This is a genomic window from Woronichinia naegeliana WA131 (assembly GCA_025370055.1).
GTDB classification, from domain to species: Bacteria; Cyanobacteriota; Cyanobacteriia; order Cyanobacteriales; family Microcystaceae; genus Woronichinia; species Woronichinia naegeliana.
The window spans coordinates 2379162-2398310 of the sequence record CP073041.1; the positions used below are offsets into that span (position 1 = coordinate 2379162).

Genomic DNA, 19149 nt, shown 5'->3' on the forward strand with positions numbered 1-19149 from the left:
AAATTAGATGGACGGCTCCCGCGATTATGAACAAGAGAATCAATCAATTTCATCAGAATTAGTTAATGTTCTAAAGATTGGAATTTATCTTTCTTTGATGTCAGTTGCTTTACTATTTACATTGATAATTTATGATACTTCGATAGAAATTCAGCAGGTTGCTGTTGTAGTCATTGGCTTGTTATTATTGGCTTCTTTTACTGCATTTAAAAAAGTTATTAGCTTTGATCATAAATCAAGTTTATCTGATCAGTACATACCCTATTTTGATAACCGTATTATTACGTCAAATACTGTTTATAACGGTCATACCTACTACAATAACAAACAAAATTTGGCAGATGCCGCCGAAGAAATTCAAAATCTTCTCAATAAACTCTCAAAAACCTATGATGAGTCACCTGTTGACAAATCAACTCTTGATGTTAACTTGTTACAAAAAATTGAAGAAATTGAAACTGAAAACCACGAAAAATTTACTGACAAAGAAAAAGTTATAACTGTTCAAGTTGTTGAAGAAATCGAGCAGAATACAGATCTAAAACAACGTTTAATCAGAGCAATGAGAGCGGGTGCTAATCAAGTCCTACAGGATTTATTAGACAATCCTTTGTATGGAATTCTATTTAGTGTAATCTCAGCATACTATGGTTTGGAAGATTTGGAAGAAGAAATAAACCAAACTAACCGTTAGCTTTGCCCTCAAACTCTTGGCCAGCCAACTTTCCATACAGGAAATTTTAGCGGCCTGTTCTAAACTAACGGCACAAACCTACTCCCCAGTCTCCCTATCCCCCCATCTCCCAGTCCAAAATCGCCGTCACCAGACCAGGTAACGTATATTCCTTCGCCTCTACATCCACTCGACCAAAACACGACAGACAGGTTTTTGACGTTTGCGGGCCAATTGAAGCAATACAAACATTGGCTAATAATCTCTGGAAATCCTGCTCTGGGTGACTTTTTAATTGTTGCTGAACCAAATGATTAAAATTCTGTACGGTCTTAGAACTCGCAAAAGTCAGAATGTCAATCTGGTGCTCCAACATTGCTTGCCAGATCGGGGCGGGCATGGTCTCAGGACAAGCGGATTGATAGGCGGGAACTTCCACCACTTTGGCCCCCTGTTGACTGAGTTCCTTGACCAAAACCTCTCGCCCTCCCGTTTCTACCCTAGGAAATAGAATCGTTTGTTGAGCTAAGAGATCGGGAAAATGGGCAACTAAGGCATCGGCCACAAAATCAGGAGGAATAAAATCCGCTTTCAGTCCGTAATTGGCTAAAACAGATGCCGTTTTTTGGCCAACCACCGCAATTTTAATCCCCTGTAAAGCTCGGCTATCCTGTCCCCAATATTGCGAACGTTCAAAGAAAAAATTAACGCCATTGGCAGAAGTTAATATTAACCACTGAAATTGTCTTAAATTTTGAAGAGCCTGATCTAAGGGTTGCCAATCCGAAGGGGCCTGAATGGTCAGCGTTGGCATTTCTAGCACCGTCCCACCTTTTTCCCTTAATAGATCAGTAAACTGACTGGCCTGTTCAGCCGCCCTGGTTACTAGAATCGTTTTACCTAGCAGGGGTAAGGAAGGAGAGGTTGACATGGTTCTTAGATTAATGATGGAGCCGATCGCAATGACAGCCGGTGATAGGGATAGATTGGCTGTTTTTTCTACAATATCAGTTAAGTTTCCGATCCAGAATTGTTGATGTCGATAGCCCGCATTTTTAATAATCGCGACGGGAGTCTGGGGACAACGGCCCTGGGCTAATAATTTCTGCACAATTTCGGGTAAGGTTTGGCCGCCCATAAGAATGACCAGGGTATCAATTCTGGCCAGGGCATTCCAGTCTAAGCTTTCCGGCTCATGGCCCGTAAGTACCACAAAAGCCTGTCCTAAATCTTTATCCGTCAGGGGAATACCAGCCAACAGGGGGGCAGCGATCGCCGAAGACAGACCCGGAATAATTTGGAAGGGACAATTGGCGGACTGGAGAGCTTGAATTTCAGGGTTAGCCCGGCCAAAAATAAAAGGATCACCGCCCTTGAGTCTCACCACCTGTTTTCCCGCTAATCCGTAGGACACGAGTAGTTGATTAATTTCTCCTTGGGGTGTACTGGGTAATCCCCCCCGTTTTCCCACTGATTGTAATAGGCAATGGGACGGTACTAACGTCAATAAACCCGGATCAACCAGGGCATCATAAATTAGAACCTCTGCCTGGGAAATGATCCGATGGGCCTGAAGCGTTAAATAAGCGATCGGCCCAATGCCCGCCCCCACCAAATAGACACAACCAGCTGGAGCATTAAAGCGTTTCATCTTTCGGGTCATCCACAAATGACCTCTATTGTTAATCATTTAGATTTAGAGGCCAAACTGGCTCTGATTCGCGCTCACCCCGATCTGGGTAGCAAGGCAAAAATGGCAGAAGCGTTCGTTCAAGAACAGTCAACCCTATTCTGTCAACACACCTGATCATGGAATAACGAAGTATAACGGGGTTAATCGGAGCAAAAAGAATCTTGTCGATAAGAGAATTCCCTCCTTTTTTTGCTACAATCGTTATTAAGTTTCAAACCGCGTAGGTTGCGCGATTGTTGGAATTGACAAGTGTTGATACGTCACAACTCGATTCTCAGTTCGAGACTCTTAAAAAGGCTCGCGCTGGTGAGCAGTTTACCAGAGATAATGGGGTCGTATTGCACTCAAATACCAATGTTGCCGAAGGTATCCTGCAAGAAGGGAGGATTTTGAACTCCCCGCCTCCTTGTTTTTTAAAAAACAAAGGAAATATTGCTAGAACGGACTCGGAAGTTTCCAGTAATTGATACCACAAGGAAGTTGATTATTGGAGGCGAAAACGGACAAAGGCAAGTCCCAGACCCTAGAACCACGGAAGCGTAAGCCTCCATCGGTCAATCGGGGAGCGAATATAAAGCAGTTGACGCTGTTTAACTTCGGTTAACTGCGTTTTCTGTGTGCCTCTGACTGAGAGACAAAAGATAAAGATGTGTCCGTCAGTCAGTTTTTTTTCTGCAAATGCACTTCAATTATTTTTTGAGCGCATCAAGGATTTGATCCAATTTAGCCTCTAATTGACGGTTACTTTCCTCTAATTTAGCAATTTTTGCCAATAAGGTTTTCTGATCCGAGAGTTCATCCGCCGCACGTAATTGACGGACATCTCGACCAAATCCCATTAAAGCTGGACGTTCGATGTAGGTAACACGATGTAACACGCGCCATGTTTTATTCGGCTTTCCGGCTTGAGTTTGACGCAAAGCTCGCGCTTCCTCATCATTACTGGCTAACCATTCAGGATCAACGACGTAGTTAAAGAAGTCTTGGAAATGATTGGTACTACCTTCAAGATAGAAACTCATAAAGCGATACCGATCAACTTTTTCTGCGGGCAAAATGGGCCGATCCTTATAATCCGTAATCCCTTTATACTCTAAACCACTCAAATCCACATTCAACTCAAAACCCTTACTCCGAGTTTCCGTTTTACTCATGGTTTGAGTCAAGTTTACCGTAGCTTGGGCAGTGAGTTCTACATCAACCCCAAACGCTGAAAATTCAGTTTCAATCCCTAATCCAGCATTCAGGCTAAAAGAGCCACCAATGGTATGCTCTACCGTATTGGCAAAACTTTGGGCTTCTGTCCGTAGTCCACCATCGGCATCCCAAACGTAAGTATTGACAATATTACGCTTACCAGAGCGAATTTGGATACTTTCCATGCGTTTTTGCCAACCAGCAAAACTGTCAGTAGCTTGTACCCGTTTCTCTTGGTCGCCGATTTTGCTTTGAATCTCCGCTTGTTTCTGCTTGGAGGCCTCACTGGTTTTAGCAGTACCACTCTCAGCATTCGCTTGAAATTGTTGGGCTTTATCGTCTTGGGCTTTTTTCTTTTCCTCATCCGTCATCTGAGTGCCTGGTTTATCTTCTTCCCGTTGTAACCCAACCGTAGTAGGTGCATCCCCACTACCAATATTACGATTTAAGGAAGTTTCATCCACTAAACGCACATCAAAGTTAGAAAAATAGGATTCTCGACGTTTATCCTCCGCTTCAATCTGTTGTTTGAGAGCATAAGCTTCTTTGAGACGGTAGTAACTAGCAGGATAGAGAGAGCCATACTGAGAGCGCATTTCTGGAACGTGCTTAAAGAATCGCTCGCTAGTCGCACTGCTTCCCGTCAGGCCATCTAAGCTACCATTCATCGTATAGGCAGGATTCATCAAAAAGGTAATGGTATTGACATCGGGAGGGATATCATCCACAGGTTGTACTTGATAGCCGATCATCTTACCACTACGGGCCAGACGGGTGACAAAAACATCCGCCAGAGCCGAAACGACCAAAGCATAACCGATGTTTTTAGGAATAAAACGCGCCCCAAGATGAGGAAATTTAGGCGTAACTTCTGGTGTTCCTCGTAGTTCTAATTTATCGGTCATGCTCAAAGAGGAACTAGAAGTAATGCTACTCTCATTTTGAAATTGATAGCCGAAATCAAAATTTCCTTTGAAACCAATTTTGGTACTGGTTTCAATTGACGAACCGACACCCATTGGCGCGGTTAAAATCGACATTGAACCTCCTGCGCCCATAAAGGTTTCCAAAGTTGCTCCCAAACCAGAATCCTGCGATCGCGTCCAATTAAATTCCACATCTTCCGACATGGTTAATTCCACAGAAGTTGCCCCATTGTAATCATCAGAAAGGGTTAAATTTTCACTAGGAACAGGGGGAGGGCCTTCAATATATCCCAAGAGAGTGGGCGCGAATTGAGCATTACCAACCCATTTCAATTCCAAAGCCTCCACTCGCTTATTAGGGAGCAATGTGAGTCCGTTGGTTGAGGGATGAGCAAAGAAACGGCGCATCATCGCCACCTTGCGATTAGTATTGGATTCCAAAGAAACGCTACTATACTCGTTACAAAGGAGAGTATTCGGGACAATGGGGAGGCTGTTTTCTTCGACAACAATTGCCTCAGTCACATTACCGTGATTGTTTCCTGCTAAGTCCAAGACTTTTCGTACGGAACCTTCAGTCTGGATTTTATCGAGAGGATAGTAAGCCACTAAATTGGCTTCTTTTCCAGTGAGACGCTGATACATATCCCCTTGAATTTCTGCTTGGGTGCGGGCGACTTTCCAGATGCGGACTTCAGCCATAGACCCTTTAAATACAGAAACACGAGGAGTACCAAATGCTCCAATGACAATGTTTCGATCGGAGGTATTAACGAGAGGAACACTCGTTGCGGATTGGATTGGTTGACCATTCTTATATAGTTTCATCGTTTGAGTAGCACTATCATAAGTAACAGCCACATGAATCCAAGTATTGACAGGGAAAGTCGTTGTGTCTTGAACGTAATACCAATTCCCATTATGTCCCGCCGATAAAATGCCATTGGGTAGAAAGAAAGCATGACTTCCATAGCCAGAGATAATGTTATTATGAGGGGGTGCGACCTTTAGTTGATAAAAGCTGTTGTAATCAGGGTTCTACAGGGAACCCATATTGATCAAGTTTTGCCCAAAATTGACTCCATCGTTCCTTGGTCAATACCAAAGCTCGTAGGCTCAAAATAATTCCTGCTCCTTTTTCCTTCCATCGCATCCCTGAACAACATAATCGTTGTTTGACCAACGTCTTACAAGCTGCTTCCGTAACACCTGAACCAATCGGATACTTTTTCTCTATGTATTCAGCATAATCCATTTGATGCTGATGATTCTCGTAATAAGTAATCGCCGCTTGTAGTTTCTCGGTAAGATTCTTAGAATGACTTTTTTCTTCTTTGACTTCTTTCATCAGATTTAGCAGTTCTCCTGCTTTTCCTTTTTCATGCTTGAGTTCTCGACAATTTTCAGTCAACCATTCTTTTTGTTTTGACACGGTATTCGGATGCAACGCTTCTGCCAAGGCACCTAAGTAACCAGAGGCATGATAGAAATCTAATATCTGTTCTTCCGTTTGCTTTTCTAAAAACTTCCAATTTGATTCTGCCCCGTCTGCTATCCCGACCAATGTTGCCTCTGGATAACGGTTTTTCGCTCGCTCAATTTCTCTTTCTAATCTTTCTAGAAAACTCTTTTTTCCATACTCTGGTGCCGCACCTAGATAGATTGTATGTTGACGTTCGCCTTCACTATCGTATAGGGAAACGGTTCCCACCATTGCTTCACGGTAGCCATCCTCACACATCAGCATACAGGTTCCATCTAATCCTATTCCCACTGTTGCAATTTGGCTATCCTCCTTGGGCGGGGCATAACTCCACGCTTCTTCTTTTGCCTGTACCACACTTCCTACTGCTTCACTCAATCTTTGGATATAGGATAGCGCTACTTTTCTACCATGATTTTCTAATAAATCATTTTTCACCTCTTTGCCTGCCATCCCTGACATTTTTGAGGATACCTGTTTTGCCAATAATGGCGTTGATGTTATGATTATCCTTGCTTCTCTTTCTAAGGGGCAATACGTTTTTCCTCAAAGGTGAACGCTGATATACATGACGATTCACTATAACCTCACCATAAGGTGTTTGATATTCTTTCGGTTGCTCTCCCTTACTCTTCCAGATTTCTTCACCGATTTTTAAGGGTGAACCATCTGTATCTAAATATTTCAAGGCTTCTTTGCTGGCGATGCAACCTACTTCGTTTAAGCCTTTTTGAATATTTATTTCTGTATCCAACATTGAACGACTGAGTTCTAATGTTAGTTCTATTTTTATCTTTGAACCCTCTACATTAATTAGTTTTGCTGTCATCATTGTTTCCTCTTTGTCACTTTTCATCCCATGTTAACACTTTTCTTTTCCTTCATCAACTAAAGGTCACACCCTTATGAGGAACCCCCGACTGCAATTTAATCCAAACTTCTTTGGTGTAGGAATCAGACAGAATACCAGTGGCAATATCAATGTAATCATTCACTCCATCAAACTGCATCACCGTATTTCCTGGATTACCAATAGGAGCAGTGCATCCCCACCAGATTGCGCCAGACGCAGCACCGTTATTTCCTTGTCCAGATTGATCTCGAATAGCCTCTCCTGTTGCCTCATTAAAGGGATAATAGGCTAACAAACCAGGTTCATTGCCGCTCAGTAAAGTTTTGCTATTGACAGCGATCTCGTCATCGGTTAGAGCCACTCCCCAAACACGCACTTCTGCCAATTTACCGAATTGCTCACCTAAGATGAATGGGGTGATAAATAGGGTTTGATCATTAACGATGCTCGCTTCGACCACAGTGGCATAATTATTAGTCACCATATCTAAAACTTTGCCGCTTTCGATTTTATTCAAGGGGTAATAAGCCACTAAGTTGACTTCTTTACCAGATAGTCGCTTACCCATAGTCGCTTGAATTTCTGCCTGAGTGCGAGCTTTGTTCCAGACACGGACTTCAGCCATTTGACCTTGGAAATATCTGCCAATATCTGGTTGTGAGCCGAGTTGAATCTGTCCTACATTTGTCAGTGTGGGAATTGCGGTTTGTTCATCAATGGCAATACCGTTGAGGTATAGCTTGGTCTGTCCTGTCATTGAGCCTGATTTAACAACAACGACATGATTCCATTTATTGATCGTCAACCGGTTATTCGTTGCATTTCGACCAATTGTTTCAAATTTCCCTCCTCCTTTCTGAAAAAACAAGCGTCCTTCCTCGATAACAAAAATGTTATCTGATAGACTGTAAATCACTCTCACCCCAGAACCAGTCGTCGGATAAACCCATGCCTCAATTGTAAAATTATCTTGTAGATGGAGGCTAGAGACGTTGCCAATATTGATCGAATCATTCACCCCATCAAACTTCATTACTGAATAATCAATGGGTTGGTTAAGCTCTGAGTGATTATTTCCGATCGCAAAAACATCGCTAGTTGTTTTCAGAATGGCTTTCTTGATGTCTTCAACCTTTTTTTTAGCTTTAGGCTCATTGGGGGCTTTTTTGAGATTTTCCTCTGCATCCGCTAAGGCTTTAGCTTTGGTATTACCGACAGCCTTACCATCAATGTAGAACAAGGTAGTGTCGCCCTTTCCAACGACAGTAAGATGATGCCATCCTTCAGACAATAACTCCATATTGAAGCCACTATCATAGAATTGTTGTCCTAGAGGATCATTGTGCAGATAAATCCCTAATTGTTTACGATTTCTGACAATAATATGATGATCTGTATCTTTCCCTCGGATGAGAGTGTTCCATTCTGCCGTTTCGGGTAAAGGATAGACAAACCATGCTTCAATACTCCAATTATTGGGAAGATAGAGGGGTTGATTTAACTTAACAACACTATTGCTATTGTTAAAGTTTAAGCAAGTCCGTTGAGCATCAGGAATCCACTGTTCAACGGTAGCATTTTTGCTGTCCGCAGTGGCATCGTAGTTCGTTTGTCGCATCCGCCCTTGGTTATCAAAGTAACTCAGTTGGACATTACCTTCGCTAGTTTCCATCGCGTTAAGACGAGTCACCGAATTAACAAAACCAAGGTTTGCTCCTTTAGTAATTAAACCTTTACCATCTTTGGCAATTTGGGGCATAGTTTGGGGAGTTTGTTGGGTAGTTTTTACTCCATTCAGGAAATCAGTATTTAAAGTATTTAACTCTGTTTGCAGTGCCGTAATTTCCTTGATAACTTGAGCAAGACGATTATCCCAAGCTAATTTATCCGCCGAAGTCGCAGTTAATATTTTTTGAAGTCTTTGTAATTCATTCGATGGTAATTGCAGTTCTTTTGTCTTGGCCTCCCAATCTTGTTTAGCACGATCAATATTAGTATTTGAGGGTTCGCATTTTATTAACTGCCATTTATCTGGTGGTTGCCATGCTGGCAATCCAACGATATATCCTGTGTCTCGCCACGCGTCAATGTAGAAATCCGTACCATGAGCATTCTGTACACCAGGTGCAGATTTGATGGAATAAAAATCCCCCCCTTGATTAATAAACTGCCATTTATCTGGTGGTTGCCATGCTGGCAATCCAACGATATATCCTGTGTCTCGCCACGCGTCAATGTAGAAATCCGTACCATGAGCATTCTGTACACCAGGTGCAGATTTGATAGAATAAAAATCCCCCCCTTGATTAATAAACTGCCATTTATCTGGTGGTTGCCATGCTGGCAATCCAACGATATAGCCACTGTTTCGTTCCGCGTCAATGTAGAAATCCGTACCATGAGCATTCTGTACACCAGGTGCTGACTTGATTTGGCAAAAGTAGTTAAATGGGCTATTAACTGCATTCTGATGTGCAAGTTTAAGGGATTGTTCTTCACTTGTCAGTGCTGCAATTTTACTCTCTAATTGTGCAATCCGTACTCTAGTCGCATCCTGCGCGTTATAAGCAGCAATTTTCGCTTCTAACTCTCGTTTTTCCTTGAGTAATAGTCCTTCCTGTTGTTCTTTTAATTCCAGTTGCTTCAATTTAGTGGCTAATGTTGCCTGATTATCCGCTAAAGTAGTCAAACCCACACTATCACTGTATTTAAACTCAGTAATACTGTCAGACATCAAACGGATGCAATGTTTACGAATTTCTAAAGATTGCCAATCTCCCTTAACATTCGCAATCTCAAAACAACGTAACATACCAATTCCATCAGGAATCGTTACATTTCCAGAGACGCGATACCAACCGCCTCCCAAATCTTCAAACTTATTTTGTTTAATTTGTTCAGGCGCAATCACCTGTTTTTCTTCAGCACTGCGACTGGCTTTCCCCCAATAGGCAAGGGTAAAAATCTTCGTCCCTAAATTTTTTCCGTCGGCATTATCTAGATAGGCAAGATTAACCCCAGAGGAAGAAACAACCTTAAATTCAAAGCTTTCTTCGTAGGTAGCTCTTTCACTGACGGCAAACAAGTCACTATTGCTATATTTAACCGCATTTAACCCGCCTGCAAGTTTACGGTTAAGGGTCGCAGCACTAACATAAGCGTCACCATAGACAGTACCATCCTGCCCATTACTGGAAAAGTCAACGACCTGTCCTTCTCCAATTGCTCCCAACCGCCAATAACCGAGTAAACCCAGTTCTTTTCCTGTCAGTTGCAGATACATACTATTTTTGATGTCTTCCGCCATGCGATCGGTTTTCCAAAGACGCAGATCGCTGATTTTACCCTGAAAATAGCTATCATTAGACCAATTACTGCGGGCAATGCAATTTTGAGTCCGATTAATCGTTTTAGGAAGATTAACAGAACCTGTTTTAATGACTTCACCGTTTTTGTAGAGAGTAGCACTACCTGACTTGTCAATTGTTGCCGCCAAGTGCATCCATTTTCCAGTTTCCAAGACTCCTTGGGCTGTAATACTCTGGTATGTTGTTCCCTGAAAGACATAAAAGCTGAGGTTATTGGATGTTCCTTCATTGGCAAAGAGAATATTTTCTACGCCAGCACCATTGCCAAAGTCAATAATTCTTGACCACTTTTTAAAACCGTCATACCAGACCCATGCTTCTACGGTGATGCCTTGAGAGTAATTATGATTCATCTCAGGTGGGTGCGACCTTTAGTTGATAAAAGCTGTTGTAATCAGGGTTCTACAGGGAACCCATATTGATCAAGTTTTGCCCAAAATTGACTCCATCGTTCCTTCGTCAATACCAAAGCTCGTAGGCTCAAAATAATTCCTGCTCCTTTTTCCTTCCATCGCATCCCTGAACAACATAATCGTTGTTTGACCAACGTCTTACAAGCTGCTTCCGTAACACCTGAACCAATCGGATACTTTTTCTCTATGTATTCAGCATAATCCATTTGATGCTGATGATTCTCGTAATAAGTAATCGCCGCTTGTAGTTTCTCGGTAAGATTCTTAGAATGACTTTTTTCTTCTTTGACTTCTTTCATCAGATTTAGCAGTTCTCCTGCTTTTCCTTTTTCATGCTTGAGTTCTCGACAATTTTCAGTCAACCATTCTTTTTGTTTTGACACGGTATTCGGATGCAACGCTTCTGCCAAGGCACCTAAGTAACCAGAGGCATGATAGAAATCTAATATCTGTTCTTCCGTTTGCTTTTCTAAAAACTTCCAATTTGATTCTGCCCCGTCTGCTATCCCGACCAATGTTGCCTCTGGATAACGGTTTTTCGCTCGCTCAATTTCTCTTTCTAATCTTTCTAGAAAACTCTTTTTTCCATACTCTGGTGCCGCACCTAGATAGATTGTAGGTTGACGTTCGCCTTCACTATCGTATAGGGAAACGGTTCCCACCATTGCTTCACGGTAGCCATCCTCACACATCAGCATACAGGTTCCATCTAATCCTATTCCCACTGTTGCAATTTGGCTATCCTCCTTGGGCGGGGCATAACTCCACGCTTCTTCTTTTGCCTGTACCACACTTCCTACTGCTTCACTCAATCTTTGGATATAGGATAGCGCTACTTTTCTACCATGATTTTCTAATAAATCATTTTTCACCTCTTTGCCTGCCATCCCTGACATTTTTGAGGATACCTGTTTTGCCAATAATGGCGTTGATGTTATGATTATCCTTGCTTCTCTTTCTAAGGGGCAATACGTTTTTCCTCAAAGGTGAACGCTGATATACATGACGATTCACTATAACCTCACCATAAGGTGTTTGATATTCTTTCGGTTGCTCTCCCTTACTCTTCCAGATTTCTTCACCGATTTTTAAGGGTGAACCATCTGTATCTAAATATTTCAAGGCTTCTTTGCTGGCGATGCAACCTACTTCGTTTAAGCCTTTTTGAATATTTATTTCTGTATCCAACATTGAACGACTGAGTTCTAATGTTAGTTCTATTTTTATCTTTGAACCCTCTACATTAATTAGTTTTGCTGTCATCATTGTTTCCTCTTTGTCACTTTTCATCTCATGTTAACACTTTTCTTTTCCTTCATCAACTAAAGGTCACACCCTCTCAGGTAGGGCAACATAGTCATCCGTACCATCAAAGACAATACCTCGTCGTTTACGAGAGACTAATTTAATATTAATAGCCGAGCCCATTGCCCACTGACGTTCAATGATGAAGTGGGTATCATCCAGTTTTTTGACGGGATAACTATCGTTATAGTCTTCTGTCCCAGCAATTTGGACTTCATCACCATTGTCTAAGCCATGATTAGGACAGGTTACTCGGAGCTTGCCATCGGCAGTCTTTTCGTAGGCAGTAATCATGCCATCAAAAATCAGTCCGCCTTCTTCTTCGTCTTCTTTTTCCCAGTAACCGAGTTCTTGAGGTAATTTTAAGTCAAGATCAAAGGTATTTTCATCAACGGTTTTGGCTTGATAAAGACCTTGATAATCAACGGTTCCCAGGACTTTCACCAAGTCGCCATTGGCTAACTCTCCAGCCTTACCTTTGGTGGTAATTTTGACTAAATTTTCGGCATCTTCTTCATCTGTTCCTTCGGCTAATCCTGTGATAATTCCCTGGGGAGGAGGCGTTCTGTCTGCTAAGGCTTTAATTTCATCTAAAGTATTTAAAGGAAGCAGAATCTCCCTTTTTTTGTTCCGAATAATCGTTTTATCGGGAGTTTCGTCAATTTCGGACAGCGTTCCATCGCCCGCGATCGCAAAACTAAAGGCAGCCGTCCCTTTGTCGGTGGGAATGGCTAACATTAATCGGGTAGCTGTTTTTAATAATTGCATTTCCCCCGATTGGGTTTGTTGCTCTTGTTGAATGTCATAGGTTGTGGCGGTTAAGCCATTAGTTACAGTAGCTCCTGCTATGTCTAGGTTGCGTTTAATAATTCCAGCAATTTGACGCGGAACAAGCGTTTCGTTGACTTCTTCAAAAACGTTGTAATCTTTGACTGCAAATAGCCCTTCTTCCGATGCTCGTAGGGTCGTTAATTCAACTTGTGTAGTGCTAGTGTTGTAGGCGAAAATGTGCCAACGGTGGATGTCGTTTTCAAAGGTGGGAACGAGGACAACAGAAAACCAACCGTTAATCAGATTGTTGACGGCACAAATTTCGGTGGTGGGTTCGTAGAAAAAATTACCGTCGCTGTCTCGGAAGTCTAAGGTGTCAACGTTGCTAAGTCCGTTAGACCCTTTTTTCATGCTTTTTGTGGGTGTATGTTTTTGCTTACTACGCTTAAATCGCACTTCTAACTTACGATTCAGCTTATTAGTCATGCCATCAACCACAAAACGATCTACGAACAGGGTATTTGTTTTAGATTGACGAAAAACGTATAGATGACCGAGGGCTGAAATTACTTGTACAGGTGCGACGGCGGTTTCATTAACGGTTTGATAGCGCGATCGCAGAATATAGCGATTGGAATCTGTAAGATAAGTCAGTTCAGCTTTTTCTTGCTTAACAACGGACTCGTCTGCTTTGGTTTCATTGGGAAGTTCTAACTGTTGCCAGTTTTCCCAACCTGTTCTTTGATCTGCTGGAGTGTTCAAATAACTATCTTCAAAGCCATCTTGTTTGATGCTGTACCAAATTTTACCATCGGTTGCTGTGGCTAAAACGATGACCTTTCCCTCGTGGGTAATGCTATTGATGTGCTTAAGAGTACTCTGATGGGGAGATGGAAGATTCATAGTTTTTAAGTTAAATTCAGAAAAATTTCCACCCGTAAATAATTTAGTTGATGATTAGATAAAATGCAAGAATTCAGGAGAACTGGTTGACAAAAGAATCAGGAGCAGGAACAAGAGAAACAATGTCATCCCCATCAACAGAAGCTAAAGCTTCGCGAAAAAATTCCAAAACAGAACGACCCTGAGCGCGACAAGATTGAATGACAGTCAACAAACTAGCTGTGTGGGAAAAGCCTGTCATAGAGCGAGAGCCGCCCGAAACCTTACGCTTTGTCACGCCTAAACGCAGGGAACGTTCTACTAAATTATTATCGGGGGCAACTTCAGGATGGTCAAGAAAATACCACCACTGATGAGACTTTTCCTTAACAGAAGTCAACAGCAATCCGGCCGCATAACCAGCTTGCGGTCGCCAAGTATCAAGAGCTTGCTTCAATCTCTCCTTAAAATCGAGAACCCATTGGTTATAGAGGCTTCTCTCACCTGTTTGACGGTAACTACGGTGGTTAGTAAAAGCTTCTGTTAGTAAAGTCAAAAAAACTTGGGCTAACTCGACTTGCTTCGCAATTTTCAGTTTCTCTACTTGCTTAAAGTGCCGCAGTAAATGGGCTAAACATTTCTGTTGAGCAGAGGCAGGATAACCGTTATACACGCTGAAATCATCGGAGATTAATACCCCTTGAAAACTTTTTCCTAGCAGATATTCCAGTTCTTTTCTTGAACGAGTGTCGCCAGCATGGAATAGGCAAAATTTCTTTCCACTTATATTCCAAAGCCATTCTTTTACACCTTTCACCACCCAAGGGGTTTCATCGGCATTCACTTGCGGTTGCTCTTTTACCCAATTCTTTAATTGACTGATAGATGGCTCTACTGCTTTTGCCAGATGAGCAGTGGTTGCTGGCAATGTCCCATTGGTGTCAACTTAAGCCAAAATGCCTACTCAGAAAAGGTTCGTTAGAAAACAAGTGGAATTAAGAGCAGGCTTGAAAAAAGAGGGTTAACATAGAAAAAAATAAGTGGAGAAAAATAAACCAATGGCAAGACAACATCCTCGGAGAAAAGGCAATCCAGACTCCAGACTTCTCTGCTCAATATCAATACACAAGTCATTTTGCGGGAACTACTTGACTTCTTCGACAACCTGCGGAATGTGGGTTCAAATATTGCATACTAGAGACCTAATTTAAGGAGAGGGCAGAGGTATTGCAGTCGGTAAAGAGGTTTCGCTATTCAGACCACGATCATAGAGCGCTAAATCCCATTGACCATTGCGATCGCTTTCAAAACTAATCCAACGACCATTGCCGCTAATGGTGGGATGACGGACTTCACCGGGCCAATCCTCGGTAATATTCCGGCTTTCAAGACTTTGGCGATCATAAAACCAAACATTGGGCTTACCGGCTTGTTCAGAAATATAGACCAAGTAGCGACCATCTGCACTAATGTCGGGTTGATCTTGAAAACGACCCGGTTGATTGACACCAGGTAAGGGAACTAGACGGCGGGCCACCACATCGTACAGCAAAATTTGTCGTTGTTTTCCCCGATCAGAGGTAAAAACGAGATAACGGCCATCATAGGAAAAACTAGGATTCTCTTCAGCCCTCGAACTATTCAGGGCATTTCCCAGATCTTGGGGCAAAGGCGCGATAAAACCCGTTTCTTGGCAACTACTTAAAACTACGCTGATTACCATTATTCGGAGCCAGGCAATCAGCGATCGCCGTTTAGACCATAAGACTTTGATTGGGGACTGGAGAGGAATTGGGTAAAACACAGCAGTTAACATCATCTAGACAGACTTTTCCCCATTGCAAGGCCCAGCGCACCAACTCTACTCGGTTTTCCGTCTTTGTTTTGGTTAAAATATTGCTGATATGATTATCGACTGTGCGTTTACTGATTTCTAATTTTTGGGAAATTTCCAAATTTGTCAATCCCGTTGCCACCAATTCTAAGATTTCCATTTCCCGATCTGATAAGGAAGCAGGAGAATGAGACTTATCAGTGAGCATAGGTATTATTTCCTCTTGGTATTTTTACTTATGGCTATATTGTAGAAGACAGTTGATGAACTGGTAAGGTTAAATCCCAAATTTCTCTTGCTGTAAAATTTTCGTTGATTACATCTGACGCGAGCTCGAAAGCCCTATCGTACCGTTTCACAGGATAATCTATCCGACATTCCGCAGGTTGCCGCCACCCATAGAGTAATTAATTTAAACTACTCTATTCATGGTGTATTAAAACAAATTAACGCCATATAGAAAGAGCATCTATTTGTATTTATGCGCTATCTGTAGCGTTTGCGGAATGTGGGATCTATCAACGAATTATTTACAGGTAGATTTTCTTCATCCAATTTCCCCTCAAACAGGTTTTTGAAGTTTTCCAGTGTTTTTTCTGTGTACCATCCTTTGCGATACACACTATTGAGGGGAGGGATGCAAGGTTTTCGGCTCATTTTAGCTTGTTTTCCTACACCTTTGACATTGTTATTATGGCTATACTCTTTTCTCTATAAGGGTTTTAGCCTTTTTCAGTAAGCCCTATTTACAGGTGGAAAGATTCGTGACACCAATGTGTTCATACTACTTTGACTTAACGTCGCCAGGAAACTTTGGGAAGAATCTGTCCGCGATCCACCCGTTCTTTATATTTATCGGCAAAATTTAGTAGGGAGTCAAGTAAAGAATCGGAAAGATAGTGAGGCTGAAGTCCCAGGTCTAATAGTTTGGTATTTTTGGCATTAAAGTAATGCTCTTCTAATTCAATCCGAGGATTCTCTAGATTTTCAATGGCTACCTGTAAGCCCATGGCAGTTCCTGCTTTCTTAACCATTGCGGCCAGATCCCCTACACTGAAGAGTTCGGTAAATTGGTTAAAAACGCGGAATTGTCCTGTTTCGGCAGGATTGGCGATCGCCAGTTCAACACAGCGAACAGTATCCCGAATATCGAGAAAGCCTCTGGTTTGGCCGCCTTTTCCATAAACGGTGAGAGGATGACCAATGGCCGCTTGAATACAGAAACGATTTAAGGCCGTTCCAAAAACGCCATCGTAATCAAGACGATTAATGAGCAATTCATCCATTCCGGTTTCTTCTGTCAATACCCCGTAAACCACTCCCTGATTGAGATCCGTCGCCCTTAATCCCCAAATTTTGCAAGCAAAATGAATATTGTGGCTATCGTGAACCTTACTTAGATGATAAAAACTACCGGGTTGTTTGGGGTAGGGTAGAGTATCTTTGCGTCCATTGTGTTCAATCGTAATGTACCCTTCTTCAATATCAATGTTAGGTGTACCATATTCCCCCATTGTTCCTAACTTAACCAAATGACTATTAGGGAAATCTTCCTTCATGGCGTAGAGCAGGTTGAGATTGCCAATGACATTATTGGTTTGGGTTAACACCGCGTGCTCTCGATCAATCATTGAAAAAGGGGCCGATCGCTGTTCGCCGAAATGAACAATGGCATCGGGTTGAAATTGCTGCATCGACTGACTTAAAAAACTATAGTCCGTGATGTCTCCGACAAAAAGCGGAATCGATTTACCTGTCAAATCCTGCCAACGTTGAAGACGTTGCTGAATTGAAGCGATCGGAGTTAGAGTATCTGCCCCCAACTGGGTATCCCAAAAACGTCGAACTAAACTGTCCAGAATTCCGACTTCATATCCCTTGTTGGAAAGATGGAGTGCCGTTGCCCAACCACAGTAGCCATCTCCGCCAATAACCAAAACTCGCATACTAAACTCTATCAATTTTTATTGCTGATATTACAACAATGTATCAGGTCTGGGGACGGCCAGGTTGACGGTTCTTGTATTTCTTCCGATACCCAGATCCCGTGATACAAAAGGATGTTCTTACCAGTCCATATCAAATTGAGGCATTAACTTTAATGAACCTAAACCCAAATCCTGGGGCTGAAAAAAGTTCGTCTCAAAAAAGGCCAACATATCCGGCAATTTAGGATTCCCTTTAGAACTTCCCGTAATTCCCATCGCAACTAAGATGCCACAATAGCCTCCTGTTTTTTTGCAACGACTATCCCATTTCTGGCGCGCTTTTTGATGGGTGGCATCGTCCTGTAAAAACTCACCAAAAAGATAGAGATGTTTAGCCCCTGTCAGTAAAATGCCTAGATCGTAACGGGTTTCTGTCCAAGAGTCTTCTCCCTGATTAAAACACAGACCCGCAATTCCGTCCTCTTCCCGAAGCGTTTGAATGAGTGTCTGGGCCTTCGGACGAGATGTTTGAATAACCAGTACTGGCATTCCTTCACCATTAGCCTTCACGTCTCGACCTTGGTAGTAAGTCTTAGGATTAAGTTTTAACGTTTCTATCAGATCCCAGGGAATCACGCCGAGACTGAGATAGGCATTTTCAGGAACTAAATCATCTCGTAGCGAAAGTTCATCATCGTCGTCATCGTCGTCATCGTCATCATCGTCGTCATCCATCATCTCCAGTAATTCCTGAGCCAGGTCTGGCAGGGTATAAACCGAAACAGCAATCTTTTCTTTAGAAGACTGAGAATCTAAAGAGGGCAGACGATAGCGTTGACGGACTTCTCCAATAGGATCTTGAGAAAGTTGGGATTCATGGTCACGGAAAAACCGCAGAAACCCCTGAAGAACGTAGGAAAGGGTTTTTGCTTCCACTTCATCTAAAAAAGGGCGAATCCCTTCTAGGGGATGGATACTACCAAAGATGGCATTAATATCACCTGCCTCTAATTCGCCAAGATCGGCATCCTCATCCCCATCGGCGGCTTCGTAGTTTAAAAACCAGCAATCCTGGGCTAAAAAGGCTTTTTCTAGCTGTTCAGTCGATTTTTCTGCTAGGGCAGCTTGACGAAATTGATTGACAGAATCGAGGGAACGGTAGAGTATTAGTCCGTATTCTTGGCCGAGCATTCCCATGATGCAGGCATAGACAGGATTGAAATCCTCATTTTCTATTTCAATGGCAATGATGTCATGATCAGCGAGTAGCTCCCAGGGCGCAACTTCCCAACATTCTTTGGCCAACTCTTGTAGGGGCTTTTCGTAAAAGGGGGGGAGAGAAGGCGGACGATTATTATTAACCGCTTCAAAACTACAGAAAAGTTCATCAATAAGGGGAAGCTCTGGAACGTAGTCGATCGCAATATCGAGACTCTGTAGAGCCCCCCGCAGAAAAAACTGAATTTCTCGATTGCGAACAATGATCTTTTGGGGACGAGCCGGTTTAGCGGGACTATGGGGTGTTTCCATTGCCCTGATAAGGGTCCGAACCACTGCTTCGAGTCCCATTTCTGGAGAGACAATATCCATTGAACGTACAAACCCTTCCGAACCATCTACCCAAAGAATGCAATCTCCTCGATTGGAGCCGTCGAATTCTAAGGGAGATCCATTCTCTGATAGGGTACGGCGATCGCCTTCCCAAACGCTCGGAATTTGGGTCAGTTGTTTTAACCGATGTTGGGTCGAAGCAGGCAAAGAAGTCATAAGAAAAGATGGGAGTTTGGAAACTAAGCGTCTTCAGACCTGAGAGAAAAAACGCA

11 protein-coding genes and 2 pseudogenes are annotated in these 19149 nt (G+C 42.5%); 1 reads left to right on the forward strand and 12 read right to left on the reverse strand.

Annotation, left to right across the window (positions count from 1 at the left end):
- The first annotated feature begins 7 nt into the window (after window positions 1–7).
- Window positions 8–694 carry a hypothetical protein gene (locus tag KA717_12230; GenBank protein UXE63329.1) on the forward strand — a complete coding sequence of 229 codons (687 nt, stop codon included), beginning with the start codon at window positions 8–10 and terminating at the stop codon, window positions 692–694.
- A 94-nt stretch (window positions 695–788) separates the two neighbouring features.
- Here the strand turns inward: KA717_12230 and cobA are convergent, their stop codons facing one another.
- From cobA to KA717_12290, 12 genes and pseudogenes are all read right to left on the reverse strand, one after another.
- Entirely contained in the window at window positions 789–2336 is a 1548-nt protein-coding gene (gene cobA / locus KA717_12235) for a uroporphyrinogen-III C-methyltransferase (GenBank protein ID UXE63330.1), read from the reverse strand.
- Window positions 2337–3055: 719 nt separating this feature from the next.
- Window positions 3056–5356 (reverse strand): LamG domain-containing protein, encoded by a 2301-nt coding sequence (locus tag KA717_12240; protein UXE64638.1) that lies wholly within the window; start codon window positions 5354–5356, stop codon window positions 3056–3058.
- Window positions 5357–5519: 163 nt separating this feature from the next.
- A pseudogene (locus KA717_12245) lies at window positions 5520–6801 on the reverse strand (ISKra4 family transposase).
- 55 nt (window positions 6802–6856) lie between these two features.
- On the reverse strand, window positions 6857–10546 hold the full coding sequence (locus KA717_12250; protein ID UXE63331.1) for a LamG domain-containing protein: 3690 nt from the start codon (window positions 10544–10546) through the stop codon (window positions 6857–6859).
- Between the two features lie 41 nt (window positions 10547–10587).
- Window positions 10588–11869, reverse strand: a pseudogene (locus tag KA717_12255) (ISKra4 family transposase).
- A 66-nt stretch (window positions 11870–11935) separates the two neighbouring features.
- Entirely contained in the window at window positions 11936–13585 is a 1650-nt protein-coding gene (locus tag KA717_12260) for a hypothetical protein (GenBank protein UXE63332.1), read from the reverse strand.
- 73 nt (window positions 13586–13658) lie between these two features.
- Window positions 13659–14492: an IS66 family transposase gene (locus KA717_12265; protein ID UXE63333.1), complete on the reverse strand. Its 834-nt coding sequence runs from the start codon at window positions 14490–14492 to the stop codon at window positions 13659–13661.
- 279 nt (window positions 14493–14771) lie between these two features.
- A complete protein-coding gene (locus KA717_12270; GenBank protein UXE63334.1) occupies window positions 14772–15380 on the reverse strand; it encodes a biopolymer transporter in 609 nt (202 codons plus the stop codon).
- The gene (locus KA717_12275; GenBank protein ID UXE63335.1) at window positions 15319–15606 is read right to left on the reverse strand and encodes a helix-turn-helix transcriptional regulator; all 288 of its coding nucleotides are present in this window, start codon (window positions 15604–15606) and stop codon (window positions 15319–15321) included. Before KA717_12275 ends, KA717_12270 begins: the two co-directional genes overlap by 62 nt.
- A gap of 278 nt (window positions 15607–15884) precedes the next feature.
- A complete protein-coding gene (locus tag KA717_12280) occupies window positions 15885–16055 on the reverse strand; it encodes a hypothetical protein (GenBank protein ID UXE63336.1) in 171 nt (56 codons plus the stop codon).
- A 137-nt stretch (window positions 16056–16192) separates the two neighbouring features.
- Window positions 16193–17344, reverse strand: coding sequence for an NAD-dependent epimerase/dehydratase family protein (locus KA717_12285; GenBank protein UXE64639.1), 1152 nt, complete (start codon window positions 17342–17344; stop codon window positions 16193–16195).
- 120 nt (window positions 17345–17464) lie between these two features.
- A complete protein-coding gene (locus KA717_12290) occupies window positions 17465–19093 on the reverse strand; it encodes a hypothetical protein (GenBank protein UXE63337.1) in 1629 nt (542 codons plus the stop codon).
- Between the last annotated feature and the right edge of the window lie 56 nt (window positions 19094–19149).

What these genes read in the sequence shown, in the direction of transcription:
- KA717_12275 (UXE63335.1), bottom strand. Translation starts at nt 15,606, where the DNA reads ATGCTCACTGATAAGTCTCATTCTCCTGCTTCCTTATCAGATCGGGAA.
- KA717_12230 (UXE63329.1), top strand. Translation starts at nt 8, where the DNA reads ATGGACGGCTCCCGCGATTATGAACAAGAGAATCAATCAATTTCATCA.
- KA717_12260 (UXE63332.1), bottom strand. Translation starts at nt 13,585, where the DNA reads ATGAATCTTCCATCTCCCCATCAGAGTACTCTTAAGCACATCAATAGC.
- KA717_12280 (UXE63336.1), bottom strand. Translation starts at nt 16,055, where the DNA reads ATGAGCCGAAAACCTTGCATCCCTCCCCTCAATAGTGTGTATCGCAAA.
- KA717_12290 (UXE63337.1), bottom strand. Translation starts at nt 19,093, where the DNA reads ATGACTTCTTTGCCTGCTTCGACCCAACATCGGTTAAAACAACTGACC.
- KA717_12285 (UXE64639.1), bottom strand. Translation starts at nt 17,344, where the DNA reads ATGCGAGTTTTGGTTATTGGCGGAGATGGCTACTGTGGTTGGGCAACG.
- KA717_12250 (UXE63331.1), bottom strand. Translation starts at nt 10,546, where the DNA reads ATGAATCATAATTACTCTCAAGGCATCACCGTAGAAGCATGGGTCTGG.
- cobA (UXE63330.1), bottom strand. Translation starts at nt 2,336, where the DNA reads ATGACCCGAAAGATGAAACGCTTTAATGCTCCAGCTGGTTGTGTCTAT.
- KA717_12270 (UXE63334.1), bottom strand. Translation starts at nt 15,380, where the DNA reads ATGTTAACTGCTGTGTTTTACCCAATTCCTCTCCAGTCCCCAATCAAA.